At 65.3% G+C, this 20448-nt stretch carries 15 protein-coding genes; 7 read left to right on the forward strand and 8 right to left on the reverse strand.

The annotated features are described in order from the left end of the window. Positions 1 to 110: 110 nt before the first annotated feature. Positions 111 to 1091, reverse strand: coding sequence for an alpha/beta fold hydrolase (locus ASN89_RS20135; RefSeq protein ID WP_152988632.1), 981 nt, complete (start codon positions 1089 to 1091; stop codon positions 111 to 113). A gap of 187 nt (positions 1092 to 1278) precedes the next feature. Between ASN89_RS20135 and ASN89_RS20140 the strand changes: the two genes are divergently transcribed. The 7 genes from ASN89_RS20140 to ASN89_RS20170 all read left to right on the forward strand — a co-directional run bounded on the left by ASN89_RS20140 (position 1279) and on the right by ASN89_RS20170 (position 10330). Continuing rightward, positions 1279 to 1692, forward strand: a complete 414-nt coding sequence (locus ASN89_RS20140) for a DoxX family protein (protein WP_200969089.1) — start codon at positions 1279 to 1281, stop codon at positions 1690 to 1692. A 332-nt stretch (positions 1693 to 2024) separates the two neighbouring features. Next, positions 2025 to 2378, forward strand: a complete 354-nt coding sequence (locus tag ASN89_RS20145) for a DUF883 family protein (protein ID WP_046686082.1) — start codon at positions 2025 to 2027, stop codon at positions 2376 to 2378. A gap of 255 nt (positions 2379 to 2633) precedes the next feature. Next, positions 2634 to 5045, forward strand: a complete 2412-nt coding sequence (locus tag ASN89_RS20150) for a catalase (protein WP_058050517.1) — start codon at positions 2634 to 2636, stop codon at positions 5043 to 5045. A 189-nt stretch (positions 5046 to 5234) separates the two neighbouring features. Continuing rightward, on the forward strand, positions 5235 to 6929 hold the full coding sequence (locus tag ASN89_RS20155) for an MFS transporter (protein ID WP_058050518.1): 1695 nt from the start codon (positions 5235 to 5237) through the stop codon (positions 6927 to 6929). Then, positions 6916 to 8112 (forward strand): HlyD family secretion protein, encoded by a 1197-nt coding sequence (locus tag ASN89_RS20160; protein ID WP_046686079.1) that lies wholly within the window; start codon positions 6916 to 6918, stop codon positions 8110 to 8112. The genes ASN89_RS20155 and ASN89_RS20160 overlap by 14 nt, the downstream gene beginning before the upstream one ends. Then, positions 8109 to 9506: an efflux transporter outer membrane subunit gene (locus tag ASN89_RS20165; protein WP_058050519.1), complete on the forward strand. Its 1398-nt coding sequence runs from the start codon at positions 8109 to 8111 to the stop codon at positions 9504 to 9506. Before ASN89_RS20160 ends, ASN89_RS20165 begins: the two co-directional genes overlap by 4 nt. A gap of 83 nt (positions 9507 to 9589) precedes the next feature. Continuing rightward, entirely contained in the window at positions 9590 to 10330 is a 741-nt protein-coding gene (locus ASN89_RS20170; protein WP_058050546.1) for a hypothetical protein, read from the forward strand. A 19-nt stretch (positions 10331 to 10349) separates the two neighbouring features. Here the strand turns inward: ASN89_RS20170 and ASN89_RS20175 are convergent, their stop codons facing one another. The 7 genes from ASN89_RS20175 to ASN89_RS20205 all read right to left on the reverse strand — a co-directional run bounded on the left by ASN89_RS20175 (position 10350) and on the right by ASN89_RS20205 (position 20404). Continuing rightward, entirely contained in the window at positions 10350 to 11327 is a 978-nt protein-coding gene (locus ASN89_RS20175; protein ID WP_046686077.1) for a hypothetical protein, read from the reverse strand. Between the two features lie 131 nt (positions 11328 to 11458). Continuing rightward, complete coding sequence (locus ASN89_RS20180) at positions 11459 to 14575, reverse strand: efflux RND transporter permease subunit (protein ID WP_046686076.1); 3117 nt, start codon at positions 14573 to 14575, stop codon at positions 11459 to 11461. Between the two features lie 9 nt (positions 14576 to 14584). Beyond that, complete coding sequence (locus ASN89_RS20185; RefSeq protein ID WP_058050520.1) at positions 14585 to 15751, reverse strand: efflux RND transporter periplasmic adaptor subunit; 1167 nt, start codon at positions 15749 to 15751, stop codon at positions 14585 to 14587. Positions 15752 to 15763: 12 nt separating this feature from the next. Next, entirely contained in the window at positions 15764 to 17176 is a 1413-nt protein-coding gene (locus tag ASN89_RS20190) for an efflux transporter outer membrane subunit (protein WP_414842520.1), read from the reverse strand. Beyond that, positions 17173 to 17901 carry a CerR family C-terminal domain-containing protein gene (locus ASN89_RS20195; RefSeq protein WP_058050522.1) on the reverse strand — a complete coding sequence of 243 codons (729 nt, stop codon included), beginning with the start codon at positions 17899 to 17901 and terminating at the stop codon, positions 17173 to 17175. Before ASN89_RS20195 ends, ASN89_RS20190 begins: the two co-directional genes overlap by 4 nt. A gap of 264 nt (positions 17902 to 18165) precedes the next feature. Then, positions 18166 to 19527, reverse strand: a complete 1362-nt coding sequence (locus tag ASN89_RS20200) for a hybrid sensor histidine kinase/response regulator (RefSeq protein ID WP_058050523.1) — start codon at positions 19525 to 19527, stop codon at positions 18166 to 18168. Between the two features lie 142 nt (positions 19528 to 19669). Further along, positions 19670 to 20404 carry a 2OG-Fe dioxygenase family protein gene (locus ASN89_RS20205; RefSeq protein WP_058050524.1) on the reverse strand — a complete coding sequence of 245 codons (735 nt, stop codon included), beginning with the start codon at positions 20402 to 20404 and terminating at the stop codon, positions 19670 to 19672. Positions 20405 to 20448: the final 44 nt, after the last annotated feature.

The raw sequence follows: 20448 nt of genomic DNA on the forward strand, positions 1-20448 counted from the left end.
CGCCGTCAGGCAAGGCAGTTATACGAATGGGGGAGGCGGGCGGTTTTTTTACGCGGCGGGGGCGATAAACACCGCCGGGCGGGCCGGCGGTGCGTAAAGCGAAGAACGGATCAGGACTTGATAAAGGCCAGCAAGTCTTCGTTCAGGCGATCCTTGTGGGTAGCCGGCAAGCCGTGCGGCGCGCCTTCATAGATGACCAGCTTGGCGTTCTTGATGAGCTTGGCCGCAGCCTTGCCGGACGCGTCGAGCGGCACGATCTGGTCGTCGCCGCCATGCACGACCAGGGTCGGCACGGAGATTTTCTTCAGGTCGGCCGTGAAGTCCGTCTCGGAAAACTGCTTGATGCAATCGTAGGCGTTCTTGATGCCGCACTGCATGCCCTGCAGCCAGAAGGTGTCGCGCATGCCTTGCGAGACCTTGTTGCCGGGACGGTTGGCGCCGAAGAACGGCACGGTCAGGTCCTTGAAAAATTGCGAACGGTCGGCCAGCACGCCGGCGCGGATGCCGTCAAACACGGACATCGGCAGGCCGCCCGGATTGGTGTCCGACTTGACCATCTGCGGCGGCACGGCGCCTACCAGCACGGCCTTGGCCACGCGTTTTTCGCCATGGCGGCCGATGTAGCGCGCCACTTCGCCGCCGCCCGTCGAATGGCCGACCAGGGTCGCGCCCTTGATGTCGAGCGCGTCGAGCAGGGTGGCCAGGTCGTCGGCGTAGGTATCCATGTCATTGCCCTGCCATGGCTGGCTGGACAGGCCGTGGCCGCGGCGGTCGTGCGCGATCACGCGGTAGCCGTGGCTTGCCAAGAACATCATCTGGTCTTCCCAGGCGTCGCCCTGCAATGGCCAGCCGTGGCTGAAGACGACGGGCGTGCCCGTGCCCCAGTCCTTGAAGTGGATGACGGTGCCGTCCTTGACGGTAATGCTGTTGACGGTGAGCTTGCCCGGCGCGTTGGCGGCGGCAGCGGCAGGCTTGGCGGCGGCGCTGGCGCCACCGGCGGCCAGCAGGCCCGCACCGGCGGCGACACCGGCGACGCTGACGAGCAGCTTGCGGCGGGAAGTGACTTCTTCGGCTTCGATTTTCTTCGACATGATGCAATTCCTTCGGGGATGGGGGAGGGAGGCCGGTTACGGCCTGGACCAGTGATGGCATCGGCCAGTCTAGGCTTTCGCGCGCGCCGGCGCCTCTGCCAAAAGACCAGTCGCGCCCACGTGTCCGCCTGCCTATGATGGCTGGCAGCGGCGCGCCGCGCCGACTGGCTTTCCCACTGGAGCGATCATGAAGAAAAACTGGATGGCGGCGCTGGCCGGCCCCTTTTTACCCGATGCCGGCTTGCTGTTTGCGCGCGTGACGGGCGCGCTGCTGGTGCTGCACGTGCACGGCTTGCCCAAGCTGCTGCACTTTTCCGAGGAATTGGTGCACATCGACGACCCGCTGCACCTGGGCCGCGCCGTCACCCTGTACTGCGCCCTGTTCGCGGAAATCCTCTGCCCGCTGCTGGTCGCCGCCGGCTTGCTGACGCGCCTGGCCTGTTTGCCCTTGCTGTTCCTGCTGGGCGTGTCGATGCTGCTCGTGCACCCGGACTGGAGCATCGCCGACGGCCAGTTCGGCTGGCTGCTGATCATCGTCTTTGGCACGATCGCCATCAGCGGCGCGGGACGCTATTCGCTCGATGCGCGGTTGCAGGCGTAAGCGGTGATGTCAACGATGTGTCGGATTACGCTCCGCTAACCCGACCTACGCCTAAATAACACCATTTCACCCCGATCCCCGTCCGCCCCACCAGGCCGGCGGGGATTGTTATTTCTGACAGGCATTTAAGTCTGTGCCTCAAGGTGTGGCAGCGCACGGTGGCGCGGGGCGGACGCAGTTAAGGTAGTGCCAACAGCTTGCTGCTGATCCTTGTTTGATATGGCTCAGCCCGGCAGCGTTTAGCCGCTTCTTTTTCCCCGAAGCGAGGAGAATCATGATTCGGTCACGGCATCGAGCATGGTTGAAATTATTCACTGTTAAAGGAAACCATCATGAACGCGATTGAAAAAACCAGCTCCGATATGAACGGCACCGCCCAGGATACCCGCCAGGATTTGCACCGCACCATCGACAAGGTGGCAAGCCAGGCCCAGCCCCTGGCCGACAAGGTGGCCACGCGCGCCCATGACGGCGTGGACCAGGTGGGCGACCGCATCGGCCAGGTCAGCGATACCGTCAACAAGGCTTCCGAAACGCTGATGGCGCGTGGCAAGCAATTGGGCGCCGCCTGCCAGCGCGCCGGCGAAACGGGCCGCGACTATGTGCGCGAACGCCCGGCCGTGTCCCTGCTGATCGCGGCAGCGGCTGGTTATGGCCTGTCGAAACTGCTGGGTTCGCGTAAATAAGTTCTGCGCCTTCCTGGAAGTATTTGTCGTGGGCGCTGTTCCCTTCGCCGTCATGGCGGGGCGGGCCGGCGCCCACGCGCATAAGGTGCAAGGTACAAAGTAGTAGCAAGCAGTAAAGGAGAGTGATGATGCGCTCCATTTTGTTGTGGTTGATCGGCATACCTATTCCCATCATTATTTTGATTGCCCTGTTCGTGCGCTGAATGAGGGAGTTGTAGCGTTACTTCCCGGGGCAAACTACTCACAGGAGACGTAATGGCTACCAACAAGAAAACGCCGTCCACGGACGGTGCAGGTTCCGTATTGAGCAGCATGTCCGGCCCATCCGACAGCAATGCGCCGCACAGCCTGGGCGCGGACAAGGACGTGACCCGCGCGCTGCTGCAAAAGACGGCCGCCGGCCAGCAGCTGGCCGCCGCCATGGCCGTCAATCCCAAGGAAGAAGGCCAGTATGGCGATGCCGCGCGCACGCCGGTCGAAGGCGTGCATGTGGCAGCCGGCGAACCGCTGGCCACGGCCAGCACCACGGGCGAAACGACCGCGTCGCCGAAGACGGGCGATGGCCAGCCGGCGCTGGGCGAAAATGCGCGCAACGCCTCGCTCGATGGCGCCCGCAGCGACGACAGCGGCTGCGTGCTGACGACCAACCAGGGCGTGCCCGTGGGCGACAACCAGAATTCGCTGAAGGCGGGCTTGCGCGGCCCCACCCTGATGGAAGATTTCATCCTGCGTGAAAAGCTCACGCATTTCGACCATGAGCGCATCCCCGAACGGGTCGTGCATGCGCGCGGTTCGGCCGCCCATGGCTACTTCGAATGCTACAAGGAACAAAGCAAGCTGACGCGCGCCGCGCCGTTCGCCAGGGCGGGCAAGCGCACGCCCGTCTTCGTGCGCTTTTCCACGGTAGCCGGCGAACGCGGTTCCACCGATACGGCGCGCGACGTGCGCGGCTTTGCCGTGAAGTTTTATACGGACGAGGGCAACTGGGATTTGGTCGGCAATAACATCCCCGTCTTCTTCATCCAGGATGCGATGAAATTCCCCGACGTGGTGCACGCCGTCAAGCCCGAGCCGCACCACGGCATGCCGCAGGCGGCCAGCGCGCACGACACCTTCTGGGATTTCGCCTCGCTGTCGCCGGAAATCACGCACATGCTGATGTGGGTCATGTCGGACCGCGCCATCCCGCGCAGCTATCGGATGATGCAGGGCTTCGGCGTGCATACCTTCCGCCTCGTCAATGCCAAGGGCCAGTCCGTTTTCTGCAAATTCCACTGGTCGCCGATGGCCGGCACGCATTCGCTCGTGTGGGACGAAGCCGTCAAGATCAGCGGCGCCGATTCCGACTTCCACCGGCGCGACCTGTGGGAAGCCATCGAATGCGGCGAGTATCCTGAATACGAGCTGTCCTTCCAGGTCTTCACGGAAGCGCAGGCGGAAGCGTTTCCCTTCGACGTGCTCGACCCCACCAAGCTGATTCCCGAAGAAGTCGTCCCGCTCATCCCCGTCGGGAAAATGGTCTTGAACCGCAATCCCGACAATTTTTTCGCCGAGACGGAGCAGGTGGCCTTTTGCACGGCGCACATCGTGCCCGGCATTGATTTTTCCAACGATCCGCTGCTGCAGGGACGCATCCATTCCTATGTCGATACCCAGCTGACGCGCCTGGGCGGCCCGAATTTCCACGAGATTCCCATCAATGCGCCGCTGGCGCCCGTGCATAACAACCAGCGCGACGGCATGCACCGCCAGGCCATCAACCGGGGCCGGGTCGCGTATGAACCGAACTCGCTGGCGGGCGGCTGTCCGTTCCAGGCGGGCGCGAAAGGTTTCAACAGTTTTCCTGCCTCCGCCGAAGGCGACAAGGTGCGCGGCAAGCCCGAGAAATTCGCCGAGCATTATGCCCAGGCGCGCCTGTTCTGGATCAGCCAGACGCCGGTCGAGCAAAACCATATCGTGCATGCGTTCCGCTTTGAGCTGAGCAAGGTGCAGACGGTGGCGATCCGCCAGCGCATCGTCGCCATGCTGCGCAATGTCGACGAGACCCTGGCGCAGCGCCTGGCCGATGGCCTGGGCCTGGCCTTGCCGCCCGCCATGCCGCGCGCTTCCCTGCAGCCGCTGCCGGCGTATCCGCCATCGCCGGCCCTGTCGCTCTTTTTCCGCCCCGGCAAGACGGGCATCCATACCCTGCGCGTGGCCATCCTGGTGGGGCCGGGCAGCGATGGCGCGCAAGTGCGCAATACCTATGCCGCGCTGCTGGCCGACGGCGCCGCGCCGCGCCTGGTGGGCAGCCACCTGGGGACAGTCGATACGAGCGGCGGCGCGCCGCTGGCCGTGGAAATTTCGCTCGAAGCGGGACCGGGCGTGCTGTTCGACGCCGTCGTGGTACCGGATGGCCAGGGCGCCGTGCAGCAGCTGGGCAGCGACGCCAACGCGCTCGACTTCCTGCGCCTGCAATACCGCCACTGCAAGCCGATGCTGGCCATCGGCGCCGGCAAGGACTTGCTGGACAAGGCGGGCATACCAGTGAATCTGCCCGACGGCAAGCCCGATCCCGCCATCATCATCGCGCCTTCCGGCGACCTAGTGAAAGCCGTGGCTGCGTTCAAGAAGGTGCTGGCCGCACACCGGGCGTTTGCGCGCGAGACGGATCCGCCGCGGGTGTGATGCGGGCCTGAGCAAAGGACAGGGCGGGCTTTGCCTGCCCTGTCTCCGTCAATGCCTGCAACTGCGTGCAACAATGTAAACAATAAAAACGTCCCGCGGTGATATGCTGCTGACTAGAACTGTTCATTTGCCACTATCTGTGTAACAGCAGCAAGGAACGGCTTCAGCAAACCGGATTGCGATTACTGCATGGACAAGTACACACCTCGCACCTGGGGGCCGGGCGAACGCCCGACCTTGCCCGGGTCGCCATCGATGCCCGAACATTCGACGCCCAAGCGTGTCGCGTATTTCATCGTCGGCCTGATCGTCGCGCTGACGGGGGGGCTGGGCAACGGCCTGGTAACAGCCAACATCTTGAACCTGCAAGGTTCGTTGGGCGCCTATGCCTACCAGATGCAGTGGCTGCCCGCCGCCTACGTGATGACCATCGTTTCCATGAATCTGCTGCTGGTGAAGTTCCGCCAGCAGTTCGGCCTGCGCCTGTTTACGGAAGCGTTCCTGGTGCTGTATGCGCTGGTGACGTTCGCCCACTTGTATGCCAATACCTTGTCGTCGGCGATCGCCGTGCGCGCCGCGCATGGCATGGTGGGCGGCGCCTTGGGGGTGCTGGGGCTGTACTACACCTTGCAGGCGTTTCCCGCGCGGCACCGCCTGAAGGGCGTGGTGCTGGGCCTGGGCTTTGCCCAATTGGCCTTGCCGCTGGCGCGCATTTTCACGTCCGAACTGCTGCAGATCGGCGAATGGCACGGCCTGTATTTGTTCGAACTGGGGCTGGCCCTGCTGGCGCTCGGCTGCGTGCTGGCCCTGAAACTGCCGCCCGGTGACCGGGTGCAGACGTTCGAGCCGCTCGATTTCCTTACCTTCATCCTGTTCGCGCCCGGCGTGGCCCTGCTGTGCGCCGTGCTGGCGCAGGGGCGCACGGCGTGGTGGATGGAGTCGGAGTGGGTGGGCGTGTGTCTGGCGTGTTCCATCGTGCTGATCGCCGCCTCGCTGGCCATCGAGCATAACCGCGCGCGCCCGCTGCTCAACACGCGCTGGCTTACCACGGGCAAGATCGCCAAGCTGTTTTTATCGGTGCTGCTGTTTCGCATCGTGCTGTCCGAATCGACGGGGGCCGTGGGCTTCCTGCAGGCACTGGGCCTGAACACGGACCAGATGCAGAACCTGTTCGTCGTGGTGCTGCTGGGCAGCGTGGCGGGCCTGGTGGTCAGCGCGCTGACGATCAATCCGGCGACCCTGAACCGCTCGCTGATGTTCGCGCTGCTGCTGATCGCTGCCGGTGCCCTGATCGACGCGCACGCCACCAGCCAGACGCGCCCCGTCAACATGTATGTAAGCCAGTTCCTGCTGGCCTTTGGCGGCACGTATTTCCTCGGTCCCACCATGGTGGCCGGCATGGGCGCCGTGATCGCCGAACCGCGCAACCTGGTGAGTTTTTCCGTGATGTTTACCATGACGCAGAACCTGGGCGGCCTGCTCGGCGCGGCCATCGTCGGCACCATCCAGACGGCGCGCGAAAAATACCATTCCAGCTACCTGGTCGAGCACTTGAGCATGCTGGATCCGCAGGTGTCCACCCGCGTGCAGTCGGGCGCCGCAAGCTATGGCGGCGTACTGATGGACCCTGCCTTGCGCAGCGCCCAAGGCGTGGCGCGCCTGGGCGCCATCGCCACGCGCGAAGCCAATGTGCTGGCCTATAACGACGTTTTTTTGATGATCGCCGGCGTCGCCATCGCCACCCTGATCTGGATGCTGGTCAGCCAGTCCTGGACCCGCATCACCACCGGCGCGCGCCGCCTGGTCGGCCCCGTGCGCGATGCGCAGACGGCCATGGCCATCGTCCCCATTACCAATTCGGAACCGAGCAATGACAGAAAATAACACCACGCCGCCAGTACCCGCACCAGCCCCCGCACCTGCGGCTCCACCTGCGCCAGCGCCTGCGGCAAGCGGCACGCCGCCGCAGCCTGACCGGCGCCACCAGTGGCTGTCCGCGCTGGCCTTTGCCGCCGTGGCCCTGGTGGGCGTGCTGATCGTGCTGTATGCGTGGCGTCTGCCGCCGTTCACCAGCCCCATCGTGACGACGGAAAACGCCACCGTGCGCGGGCAGGTGACCATCATCGGCACGCAGCTGTCGGGCTATGTAGTGGAAGTGACGGTGCAGGATTTCATGGATGTGAAGGAAGGCCAGCTGCTGGTGCGCATCGACGACCGCATCTATCAGCAGCGCTACGAGCAGGCGCAGGCCCAGCTGGCCGCGCAGCAGGCGGCGCTGTCGAACTGGGCGCAGCAAAAGGCCAGCGCGCAGGCGGGTATTTCCGTCAGCGAGGCCGTGATGGCGAATGCGGAAGCGCAGGCGCGCAAGGCCAGCGCCGACCTCAATCGCGTGGAGCAGTTGGTGGCCGACGGTTCGCTGTCGCAGCGCGAACACGACCAGTCGCGCGCCGCGCAGGCGCAGATGGCGGCGGCGCTGGCGCAGGCGCGCGCCAATCTCGACATCGCGCAGCAAAGCGTGCATAGCGTGGTGGTCAACAAGCAGGCGTTGGAAGCGGCCGTGGCGAACGCGCAGGCGGCCGTCAAGGCGGCGAAGATCGACCTCGATAACACGCGCATCGTGGCGCCATCCGATGGCCAACTGGGCCAGGTGACGGTGCGCCAGGGCGCGTACGTCAATTCGGGCGCGCAGCTGATGGCGCTGGTGCCGCGCCAGATGTGGGTGATTGCCAATTTCAAGGAAACGCAGATGAATGGCGTGCAGGAAGGGCAGAGCGCCACCTTCCACGTCGACGCGCTCGACGGCGCCGTGCTGACGGGGCAGGTGGAACGCATTTCGCCGGCCACGGGTTCCGAATTTTCCGTGCTGCCGGCCGATAACGCGACGGGCAACTACCTCAAGATCGCCCAGCGCATTCCCGTGCGCATCCGTATCGACCCGGGCCAGGCGAATGCGCGCCGGCTCGTGCCGGGCATGTCGGTGGTGGTCAGCGTCGACACGTCGGCCGTGCTGAACGACTCGGCGGACAATCCTGCGCCGCCGCCGGCGCCGAAGAAGGCCAAGCCATGAAGCGCCGTTTCCTGCTGATGGCCGGCGCGCTGGCACTGGCAGGCTGCGCCGCCAACGCGCCACCGCAGCCCGCGTCGGCACTGCAGTTGCCGTCCGGCTGGCGCGCGCAAGCCATCGGTGTCCCCGCGGCGACTGACGCCCATGTCGAGCAGCTGTGGTGGCAAGCCTTCGGCGATCCGGTCTTGAGCGACCTGGTGGGCGAGGCGCTGGCGCGCAATGGCGACTTGCGCGTGGCGCGCGCCCGCGTGCAGGAGTACCGCGCGCGCCTGGCGCAGGCCGATGCGAACCGCGCGCCCAACCTGGCTTTCGACGGTTCGCCCAAGCGCACGCGTACCCTGGCGTCCAGCGGCAAGCCGTATGTGACGAATGTCTTCCAAGCGGAACTGCAGGCCAGCTATGAAATCGATGTGTGGGGCCGGCTGGCCAGCCTGAGCGATGCGGCGGGCGAGAGCTACCGCACCGAACAGGCCAGCCTCGATGCGGCGGCCCTGTCGATCGCCGCCAGCGTGGCGACGAGCTACCTAAATTTGCGGGGACTCGACGCGCAGCTGGCGTTGACGCAATCGACCTTGCAGCTGCGCGAACAGTCGCGCGAGCTGGCGCGCAAGCAGTTCGAGGTGGGCTACAGCTCGCGCCTGGAATGGCTGCAGGCGCAATCGGAATACCATGCGGCGGCCGAACAGGTGCCGCAGCTGCAGCGGCAGATCTTTGAACAGGAAAACGCGCTGGCCGTTCTCGTCGGCGGCAATCCGGGCCCCATCGCGCGCGGCTTGCCATTGGCCGAACTGGCGGCGCCTGGCGTGCCGGCGGGCCTGCCCTCCGAATTGCTGCGCCGGCGGCCCGACATCGCGCGCGCGGAACACAACCTGGCGGCCGCCAACGCCAGCCTGGCCGCCACGCGCGACCAGCTGCTGCCCTCGTTCAAGCTGACGGCCGTCGGCGGCGGGCAAGCGACAACACTCACCAATTTCCTGCATGCGCCGACAGCCTTGTGGCGCCTGACGGCCTTGGCGGCCGGTCCCCTGTTCGATGGCGGCCGCGTGCAGGCGCAGACGGATGCGGCCGGCGCGCAGCGCGACCAGCTCGTGTACGCGTATGAAAACGTGGTGCGCAATGCTTTCGCCGAAACGGAAAACAGCCTGGGCGCCATCTACCGTCTCCAGCAGCAAGCCGTGGAAAACGACGCGCGCCGCGCCGCTGCCGCCGACACCCTGCGCATCGCGCATAACCGCTACCGCAATGGTTACGCCTCGTACCTGGAAGAACTCGACGCCCAGCGCACCCTGTACAGCGCCGACGTGGGACTGCTGCAACTGAAGACGCGCATTCTCGTCGCTTCGGTCGACCTGTACCGCGCCATGGGGGGCGGCTGGTCGGCTGGCGGCGGACAATAGCCACACCGCCGGTGTACTATCTGGCCTGGAAAAGCGGCGGCATGGTGCCAGCCGCTTCCATCACGAACGAACGAGGTCGCAGCATGACGATTTTTGGCATAGGCATCCATATCCTGATCGCGGTATTTTTTGCGATCCACGTGGTGCGCAACGGGCAGCAGCTGTACTGGCTGCTCATTTTATTCATGTTCCCGCTGCTGGGCAGCGTGGTGTATTTCTTCGCCATCTACCTGCCCAATTCGCGCCTGCCGCAAGGCGCGCGCAAGGTCGCGTCGGTAGCCGTGCAGGTGCTCGATCCGAACCGCGAATTGCGCGAGGCGAAAGCTGCTTTCGAGTACACGCCGACGGCGCAAAACCAGATGCGCCTGGCCAGCGCGCAGCTCGAAGCGGGCAATGCGCGCGAAGCGGCATCGACGTATGAAGCCTGCCTGCAGGGAGCGTTTTCATCGGACCTGGAAATTCGCCTGGGCGCGGCACGCGCCTACCTGGAGTGCGAACGGGGCGCCGAAGCGTTGACGCATCTGGAATTCATCCGCCGCACGGATATCCATTTCCGTCCCGAGATGGTGTCCCTGCTGACGGCGCGCGCGCTGGCGCAAAGCGGGCGGCAGGCGGAGGCGAAGGCGGAATTCGACGATGCGCTGACGCGCTACAACAGCTTCGAGTGCCGCGCCGAGTGCGCGATCTGGGCGCTGCAGCAGGGCGACAAGGTGTTGTCAGAGCGTTTGCTGCTCGATATCGACAGCGCCATGGCCCGCTGGAGCAGCCATACGCGTTCCATGTATGCACCGCTGCTGGTGCGCTTGGAAGCGGCGCGCAAGTAGCGGCATGACGGTGCCGTGTTTAAACGCCCGGCACCGTGTTCTTCCCTTCAATCAGTTTATATCCCTTGCCATCGAAGCCATAGCGCGCGTGGCCGTTCAGGGGCGTGGCGATGCGCGGCGGGTCTTCGTCCGGCTTGACCGTGACGCCGGGCTTGATCTTCTCGGAGGCGCCCTTGAAATCGATCAGCAAGTCGTCGTAGGCGCCGCCATTGCGCGCCGGCGCGAAGCGCCAGTTCCCCTTGACCATCCAGCACTCGTCCGTCTCAGGCCCGCAGGCGCCCATATTGTCCGAATACAGGTCGACGGCACCATCGAGTGAGGTGACCTTGCCGTCGCCGATTTCAAACAGGGCCAGTTGCGTGATGGTATAGCCCTGGCCCGTATAGCCATGGCGGATCGCCAGTCCCGGCTTGTTCGCGCCCAGCATGACCCAGTGGACTTCGCCGAGTTGCCCCGAAGAGCCCAAGGCTGCGATGTTTTCCAGACGTTTCACGACTTGCCACTGGCCGTCTTCCGGCTGACCCTTGGGCGCCAGGAAAAAGACATTCAGCAACCCCGGCGAGGCATGCGCCGATTCGGCCGTGCCTTCCGTGTTGGCCGTTTCCGCATTCGCCACCAGAATGGCGCTGCCATCGGGCAGCAGCTTGTGGCTGACGGCGCTGACCACGTAACTGAGCTTGTCGACGTGGTTGTCGGGATCGGACAGGTCGGCCAGCGCATCTTCGCTGTCGCTGCGGTAGTCCTTGCCGAAGACGGCGCGCATCATGCCCACCTCGCGCTCGCGCGCCTGCGGCGTGTTCATCGCTTCCGTCCTGGGGGCGGTGGCGGATGGCGGCGGCACGTGTTCGGCCGATGCGGCATCTGCCGCGGCAGCGGCAGCGGGGACTTCGGTGACCACGTCAGCAGCCAGGTCGGCGCTGGCGGGGGCGGTCTTGTCCGAGCAGGCACCGAGCAGTGCGGATACCAGTAGCAGGACGAGCGGGGTACGGTGATTCATAGGCAGGGCAGATTACGTTCATGGAGAATGGGCGCAGTATGCCAGATAGATGAAAGCGAGGGAGCGCGGCCTGGCGGCCGGTCCCTCGCTTCCTTGCCCGCAGGGGGCGATTTTGCAATTTACCGCAGCATTTATTTTTCCAGCGCCACCTTGTCGTCGCGCCGCAGCGGCGCCTTCTGGCGGCGCAGTTTCGCCATGCCGCGCTTGAGCAGGTGCTCGAGGTCGTCGATGTAGGTGAACACGGCCGGCACCACCAGGAGGCTCAGTAAAGTCGACGTGATCAGGCCGCCGATGACGGTAATGGCCATCGGCGAACGGAAGCTGGGGTCGGCGCCCCAGCCCAGCGCCAGCGGCATCATGCCGGCGCCCATGGCGATGGTCGTCATCAGGATGGGGCGGCTGCGCTTGTGGCAGGCGTCGACCAGCGCATCGAAGCGGTTCATGCCCGCCTGGCGCGCCAGGATCGCATAGTCGACCAGCAGGATCGAGTTCTTGGTGACGATCCCCATCAGCATGATCAGGCCGATCATCGACGGCATCGACAGGGCGCTGCCCGTGATCAGGAGCGCCACGAAGGCGCCGCCAATCGACAGCGGCAGCGCCGCCAGGATGGTCACCGGCTGCATGAAGTCCTTGAACAGCAGCACCAGCACGCAATAGATGCACAGCACGCCGATCAGCATGGCCAGGCCGAAGCTGGCGAACAGCGAGGCCATTTCCTGCGCGTCGCCCAGTTCGGCGATCTTCACGGATGGCGGCAAATTCTTCATCGACGGCAGCGCGCGCGCTTCCACGTTCAATTCACCCAAGGTGCGCGAACCGAGTTCCACGTCGAGGGTCACGTTGCGGCTGCGGTTCAGGCGGTCGATCTGTGCCGGGCCGCTTTCCATCGTCACCGTGGCCACGTTCGCCAGGCGCACGGGACCATTCTTGCCGGGCACCGTCAGGCGCTCGATGGCGGCCAGGTCGGCGCGCACGCTGTTGGGCAGCTTGACGCGGATCGGCACTTGCCGCTCGGGCAGGTTCATTTTCGTCAGGTCCGTGTCGTAGTCGCCGGCCGTGGCCACGCGCACGGTTTCGCCGATGGCCGCCGCCGTCACGCCCAGGTCCGCCGCCTTGGCGAAATCAGGACGCACGATGATTTCCGGACGCACCAGCGAGGCGCTGGAATTGACGTTGCCGATGCCTTTCAGACCGCGCAGTTCGCGCTCGACCTTTTGCGCCGCCGCCATCAGCGCCACCGGGTCTTCCGAGCGCAGCACCAGCTGCATCTTGACGCCCGTGTCGGGCGGTCCCACCGTGAAGCGGGCGCCAGGAATGGTATCGAGCTTGTGGCGCAACTGGGTTTCCAGGTCCGCCATCGATTCCTTGCGCTCCGTGCGGTGCACGGTGGTCAGGGTCAGCACGGCGCGGCGCGCTTCGGCCGCGGCGCCGGGGGCGAAGGCGTCGCCGCTCGAGCCGCCGCCTATCGAACTGAAGACGCCCTGGATGCCTGGCGTGCGCATGGCCGCATCGCGTGCCAGGGCTGCCACGGCCTGCGTTTCGCCCAGGGTGGAGCCGGGCGGCAGTTCCAGGTTGATCTGCGTCTGCGCGCGGTCGGCGGCCGGCACGAAGCCGGTCGGCAGCAGCGGCACGAGCGCGATGGCGCCGACAAAGAACAGGGCCGCGGCGATGGCCGTGATGCCGCGGTGGTTCAGGCACCAGCGCATGACCGTCAGGTAGCGCGTCATCAGCCAGCCATCCTGCTCTTCCTTGTGCGGCAGCGGTTTCAGGATATAGGCTGCCATCATCGGCGTGAGCAACCGCGCCACCACCAGCGAGGCCAGCACGGCCAGCACAGCCGTCCAGCCGAACTGCTTGAAGAACAGGCCGGGAATGCCGCTCATGAAGGCCGTCGGCAGGAACACGGCCACCAGCGCGAACGTGGTGGCGATCACCGCCATGCCGATTTCGTCGGCCGCTTCCATGGCCGCTTCCATCGGCGACTTGCCCATGCGCAGATGGCGCTCGATGTTTTCGATTTCCACGATGGCGTCATCGACCAGCACGCCGACGACGAGGGCCAGCGACAGCAGGGTGACGGTATTGAGCGTGTAGCCGAACCAGTAGATGCCGAGGAAAGCGGGCATCACGGACAGGGGCAGGGCGGCGGCGGCCACCAGGGTGGCGCGCCAGTCGCGCAGGAACCACCACACCACCAGCACGGCCAGCAGCGCGCCTTCGTACAGCAGCTCCATCGAGCCGTCGAAGTTTTCCTCGACGGGGAAGGCATTGTCGATCGACTGCTGCAGCACCACGTTCGGGTTTTCCTTCTGCAGGTCGGCGATGGCGTCGCGCGCGCCCTTGGCGACGGCCACTTCGCTGGCGCCCTTGGTGCGGAATACTTCAAAGGCGACGACCGTCTTGCCATCCTGCTCGGCCAGCGCGCGCGGTTCGGCGATGGTATCGCGCACGGTGGCCACCTGGTCCAGGCGCACATGGCGCCCGTCCGGCAGCGGCACTTCCACGCGCGACAGTTCATCGGCCGTTTTCACGGTGGCGATGGTGCGCACCGACTGCTCGGCGCCGCTGATGTCGCCCCGGCCGCCAGGCGCTTCGCGCTGCACCAGGCGCAGCTGGCGCGAGACGTCGAGGGCCGACACTTTCAATGCCGCCATGCGGGCCTCGTCGAGTTCCACCTGGATTTCGCGGTAGACGCCGCCGACTCGGGTGACGGCACCCACGCCGGGCACGGTCAAGAGGCGCTTGGCCACCGTATTGTCGACGAACCACGACAGGTCGGGCGCGTCGAGCGGGTTGTCCACGCCCGGCTTTGCCGTGGCGATAAAGGTCAGCACCACGCGCCCTGCCGTGGAAGCCTTGGTGACGGTGGGGTCGCGCAGCTCGGCCGGCATGTCCGCCTTGACCCGCGCGACGGCGTCGCGCACATCGTTGACGGCTTCGGCGATCTGCTTTTCCAGGATGAATTCGACGGTCACCGTGACGACGCCATCGAGCACCTTGGTGTAGATGTTTTTCACGCCTTGCAAGGTGGCGACGGAGTCTTCGATCTTGCGCGCCACTTCCGTTTCCAGCTGGGCCGGCGCGGCGCCGGGCAGCACCGCGCTGACGGTGACGATGGGCAGTTCGATGTCGGGGAAATCCTGCACCGGATTGGCCTTGTAGGCCAGCAGGCCGGCCAGGGTCAGCAGCGCGAACAGCATGATGGCCGGGATCGGGTTCTTGATCGAGAGGGAGGAAAAATTCATGACCTCTCCTTACTTTTTCGCTGCCGGTGCTACAGCAGCCTTGGCCGCTGCCGGAGCCTGTACATTCCGTACCAGATCGCCGTCATTGAGGAAGCCGGCGCCGCTGACGACAATCGTCGTGTCGGCCGTGATGCCGCCAAGGATTTCAATGCGGTCGCTCAGGCGCCGTCCGGCCCGCACCTTGATCTGGCTGACCCGCTGGTCGGGATTGAGGCGGAAGACATAACTGAAACCGTCGCGCACGGCAATCGCCTGCTGCGGCACGGTCAGCGCGCCCGAGGTGCCCAGTTCAAATTCGCCGCTGGCGTACATGCCGGCCTTGAACGGCGCGTTCGCGCCCGTGCTGGCGGGCAGGTCCACGTACACGAGGGCGGAGCGCGTCTGCGGATCGACGGTGGGGGCGATCATGCGAACCTTGCCCGTCAAGACGCTGCCGTTGGCCGCCTTCACTTGCGCCAGGGTGCCTGGTTTCAGATTCAGCAGCTCGGTGGCCGTCACTTCGGCGCGCCATTCGAGGCGGCCCTGGCGGATCATGCGGAACAGTTCCGTGCCGGCGCCCACCACCGAACCGACGGTGGCCGAGCGTGAAGAGATGATGCCGCTGTCGGGCGCCACCACCTGCGTGTATTTCAGGCGCAGCTGCTGCGACGCCAGCTGCGCCTTGGCCGACGCGATGCGCGCGTTGGCCGTCTGTTCGGCCGTCAGGTACTGGCTGATCTGCTGCGCGCTGATGGCGCCCGTGCTTTGCAGCGAGCGGGCGCGCTGCGCGTTGGCGGCCGCCTCGGCGGCATTGGCTTGCGCTTCCAGCACGGCGGCTTTCGCCTGCGCCACGTCGGCGTTCACCGTGTCGTTCGAGAACACGGCCAGCACCTGGCCGGCGCGCACGACGTCGCCCACGTTCACGCGCACGTCGGTCAGGCGCAAGCCGTTCGATTCGCTGCCGATGACGGCTTCCTGCCAGGCGGCCACGTTGCCGTTGGCCTTCAGCTTGATGGGCAGGCTGGCCGTTTGCGGCTTGGCCGTGGTGACGGTGAGGGCCGGTTTTTGCGCCGCGTTTTTATCCTTGGCGTCGTCCGCCGCCGTGGAGGAAGGGGAGTACAGGGCCACGCCCGCACCCAGCATCACGCAAAGGGCGGCCAGGGCGAGCGCCATCGGTTTCAAGGTCAGTTTTTTCATGTTGTGTATCCGTCAGGGGGCGTTGTTGGCGATGGCGCTGCTGGTCCAGCCGCCGCCGGCGGCGCGGTACAGCGCTACCCAGGCGGCGCTGCGTTCGCGCTCGAGGTTGACCACCGTGTTTTCGGCGGCCAGGCGCGTGCGGCGCGCGTCTTCCAGTTCGATCAGGCTGGCCAGGCCATTCTTGTAGCGGTCTTCCGTGGCGACGAACGACACGCGGTAGCCTTCCAGTGCCGTTTTCGCATGGCTGCTGCGTTCATCCGTGCTGGCCAGGTTGACCAATGCTTCTTCCACTTCGCGCACGGCCTGGCGCACGCCGGCGCGGTATTTCACCACGGCTTCGTCATAGCGCGCCGTGGCCGCATCGATCTGCGCGCGGCGCGTGCCGCCGTCGAAGATGGGCAGGCTGACGGCCAGCGGGCCAATGCTCCAGGTGCTGGCCGTGATGCTGGTGCCGCCGGCGCGGATATTGCCCTTGCCGATGGAGCCGGCCAGGCTCAGGCGGGGATAGCGCTGCGCCTGCGCGCCGCGTACTTCGAAGCTGGCCGCCGCCACTTCGCGTTCGGCGCTGTAGATGTCGGGGCGCTGGCCCAGGATTTTCGCCGGCAATTCCGCAATCGCCACGGGCGAGGGCAGGATGGCGGGGCTGGCCGCCAGCTTCTGGCGCAGCGACGCTTCCGGCATGGCGGACAGGGCCACCAGCGCCTTGATATTCACGTCGCAGGCGGCGCGCTGTTCGATGGCGCGGCTGGCGCCTTCGGCCGCGCTGGCGCGGGCCAGCGCGGCATTGGCGGGCGGCTGGAAGCCGGCGCCGGCGCTCAGTTCCGTCAGGCGCGCCGAGTCGCGGCGCGAGACGGCGTCCTGTTCGGATACGGCCTGCAATTGCTGGCAGGTGCGCAAGGCGTAGTACTGGTTCGCCACTTCGGCGGCCACCGAGACGCGGGCTTCATGCCATCCCGCGCGGGCGCTGTCGTAGCGCTCCTGCGCCGCATCGCGTGTGGCGCGGTTGGCGCCGAACACGTCGATTTCCCACGACGCCTGCAAGGCGGCCTGCGAGGTGGTGCCGCTGGGCTGGGCCGATTGCTGGCTGGTGCGCACCACGCTGCCCGTCGCATCCAAAGTGGGCGCCAGCGCGGCGCCGCTGGCGATACGGTCCGCGCGTGCCTGCACGATGCGCGTGCCGGCGGCGGCGATGGTCGGGCTGACCTGCTGCGCGTCGTTGATCAATTCCACCAGCAGGCTGTCGCCCTGGCCCTGCCACCAGCTGGCCAGGTCCGTCAGCTTGCCGTTGTGCGGCAGCGGCGCCTGCCACTGCGCGGGCGCGCTGGCGGCCACCGCTGCGGGCGGCCCCTGCAGGGCGCAACCGCCCAGCGCCAGCATGATGCTGGCGGCCAGGACGCGTTGAACGGTGCATCGAATAGTCGTCATGCTGGTCCTTCTGCTTGTCGTTGAGGTGTAGAGGGTGAGGGAGGCATGGCCAGGCGCCGGCGCTCGACGTCGGCCATGGCCAGCGCGTAGTCGGTCAGGCGCGCGAGCCAAGTGTCGATGGCGTGCGGCGATTCCAGCAATTGCGGGCGCAAGGTGTGCAGCACCTCGGTGCCGACCATGTGCTGCAGGGCCAGCGAAGCGATGGAAAACGCCAGCCGGTGCATGTCGTCGCTGTTGTCGGGTGCGCCCAGGTGGCGTGTCAGCACGCGCGTGAGCGCTTCGTGTTCGGGGCGGATGTTCTGGTCGATCTCGCGCGCCCACAGGCCCGTCGGTTCCAGCATTTCGCGGCACCACAGGCGCATGCAGTCGCGCGCGATGTCGCCCTGCTGCATGGGAGCGAGCAATTGCGCATAAAAGCCTTCCAGGCTTTGGCGCAAGGTGAAATGGGGCTGCTCGTACAGGGCGATATTGTCTTGCGGGTCCGCTGACTGCTGCGCAAAGGCGGCGCGGTACAGTCCCGCCTTGTCGCCAAAATAGTAGCTGATGGCGGCCGCGTTGGTGCCGGCCGCGTGCGCCAGTTCGCGCGTGGATGTCTTGGCGTAACCCTGCTCGGCAAACAGGCGGATGGCGCTATGCAGCAGCCGCTCGCGCGACTGCTCGCCGTCGGAACGGGGCTTGCGCCCGTCGTCGGCATGGGAGTTGGGGATGGCGGTTTTTTCAATCATGCCGGGGATTTAATCATATATCTCAAACGATTGATATAACTAAGCCGATTGATTTAGTTAAGAAAGGATGAAGATAATGAAAAACGCAGGCAAAAAAAAGCCCGCGGTTGTATTCGCGGGCTGAATCCAATGTTCGGAGAACGAATTGGAGGAGACAGTTCTACTATAGCGCTGAAAATGGTGCAGTGCAATACCGTAGAACTACTGTATCGGTCTCTTTTCGATGGCAAAAAGCCCGTATTCCATGTTGCGGCGCACAGAAGCTCAGGCCTTGCTGCGCAGGGCCAGTGTAAACGTGCTACCCGAGCCGTAGTCGCTGTTGAAGAACAGGGCGCCGCCGATGGCGTTGGCCAGGTTCTGGCACAGGTACAGGCCCAGACCCGCGCCTTCCACGTGGCGCGTGGAGGTGGAATCGAGTTGCGAGAAGGCCTGGAACAGCTTGGCCTGGTCTTCTTCCTTGATGCCGGCGCCGCTGTCGGCGATGCTCATTTCCGTCACCTGCACGCCATCTTCTTCGCGCTGGGACAGGCTGATGCGCACCGTGCCCTGTTCCGTGAACTTGATGGCGTTGTTGAGCAGGTTGATGAGAATTTGCGTCAGCGCGCGGCGGTCCGTGTCGATGATGGCGGGCGGCTGGCCCGGTTCGCCCAGTTCGAGTTCCAGCGCCAGGCCTTTTTGCTGGGCCAGGGGGCGCAGGGTGTCGGCCACGTCGGCCATCAGCTCCTGGCAGTGCACGGGTTCGATCGACAGGGTCAGCTTGCCCGCTTCGATCTTGGCCACGTCGAGAATGTCGTTGATCAGCGAGAGCAAATGGCGCGCGCTGGCGCGGATGGTATTGAGTTGCTTGTCCTGGTCGGACGTCAGGGGGCCGGGCAGTTTCATCAGCAGCGCGCCCGTAAATCCGATGATGGCGTTGAGCGGCGTGCGCAGTTCATGCGACATGTTCGCGATGAAGGCGGACTTCATGCGGCTCGCCTCGGCCAGCTCCAGGTTTTTCAGGGCGATTTCGCGGTTGATGGTTTCCAGCTCGGCCGCATGGTGCGCCAGGCGCATGTTCAGTTCGATCACCTGGCGTTCGCGCGCCTGCAGTTCGCCGTTGACCTGCACCGCCTGTTCATACGTGGAGATCAGCAGGTCGAGGATCTGCTGGCGTTCCGCATTGATGAAATGCTTCTGGTCGCCCAGGTACAGGGCGATGCCGATTTCCACATTCTGGTTCTTGCGCAGCTTCTGGTTCATCAGCATGTGGCTGATGCGGTTGAGCAGGTAGTCTTCCGCGTAGGGCTTGCGGATGAAATTGTCGGCCCCGCACTCGATGCCGCGGATGATGTCCTTCGGATCGTTGAGCGAGGTGACGAGGATCACGGGGATGTCGCGCAGGGTCGGATCGGACTTGATGGCGCGGCACAGGTCGTAGCCATTCATTTCAGGCATGACGATATCGGACAGCACCAGGTGCGGCTTGCGCTCGCGGATGGCGGCCAGGGCCAGCTGGCCATTCGCCGCCACGCGCGCGTTATAGTGCAGCGACTGGATCAGGCGGCGCAAGCGCTCCGCCTGGGTCGGGCTATCCTCGACGATCAGGATCTCGATTTCGTCAGGCTTGATTTGGTTGTTGGAGTCCACAGACCTCTCCTAGGATTTCAGTGTGGTGATGCTGGGCGCGGTGAGCGCGCAATATCGACATCGTATGACTATATCGGATTTAGGTCTGCAAAAGTAACTTCCAAGTAACTATTTTGGCCACAGAGAATGCTGTGGCCGCTTGTCAGTTTTCGCCCTGGAACTGTCCTGCGCGATAGGTCAGCACGAGCGTATCGCGGTGGCCATGGTCGCCGATGGGCTGGATCGGCGTCGATTCGTGGATGACAGACGCGTCGTCGAGCAGCAGCAGCGACCACGGTTCGGTCAGGGTAAAGCGCTTGCCGTTGGGGCCGTCCGCTTCGAAGATGCGCGTCTCGCCGCCCTTGATCTGTTCGCGCCCGATCAGTAGCACGGCGACGAAATCGACGCCGTCGCGGTGCGCGCCTTCCGGCGTGGGGCGGCCGATGCCGTCGGTCGTATCGATACGGAACTGGTGCGCCTCGATGAACCACGGCTGGCTGCCCTTGACCTGCGAACAGACGTCGCCCAGCGCGCGGATCAGCTGCTGCCAGGCCGCTTGCGCAACGATAGCCGCTTCGACTGGTTCGAACAGGCGGTGCATGCCGCCGTGCAGGGCGTTGTATTCCACCGGTTGCCAGTGCGGACGGTGCGCCGTCTGCGTCAGGCGCTCGCCATCCTGCACGAAGCACGAGTGGCGCCGGCGGCGATAGCGGCCGCCATCCTTCAGGTAATTGTCCAGCGCCAGGGTATTCCAGCTCGGTTCCAGCGCGCGCAATGCGTCCAGCGGGCAGCCGGCCAGCGCGGCCACGTCCTGCGGGCGCAGGACGGCATAGCCGTCATCGCGCAAGGCGTCCTTGACGTGGGACGGGTCGGTAAAGATCGGTGCGGAAGTGCTCATGGCGGTGCGGCCGCAACGCGGCCTGTCTCAGTTTATCCAGCCTG

Source organism: Janthinobacterium sp. Ant5-2-1, from assembly GCF_001445815.1.
GTDB classification, from domain to species: domain Bacteria; phylum Pseudomonadota; class Gammaproteobacteria; order Burkholderiales; family Burkholderiaceae_D; genus Janthinobacterium; species Janthinobacterium lividum_E.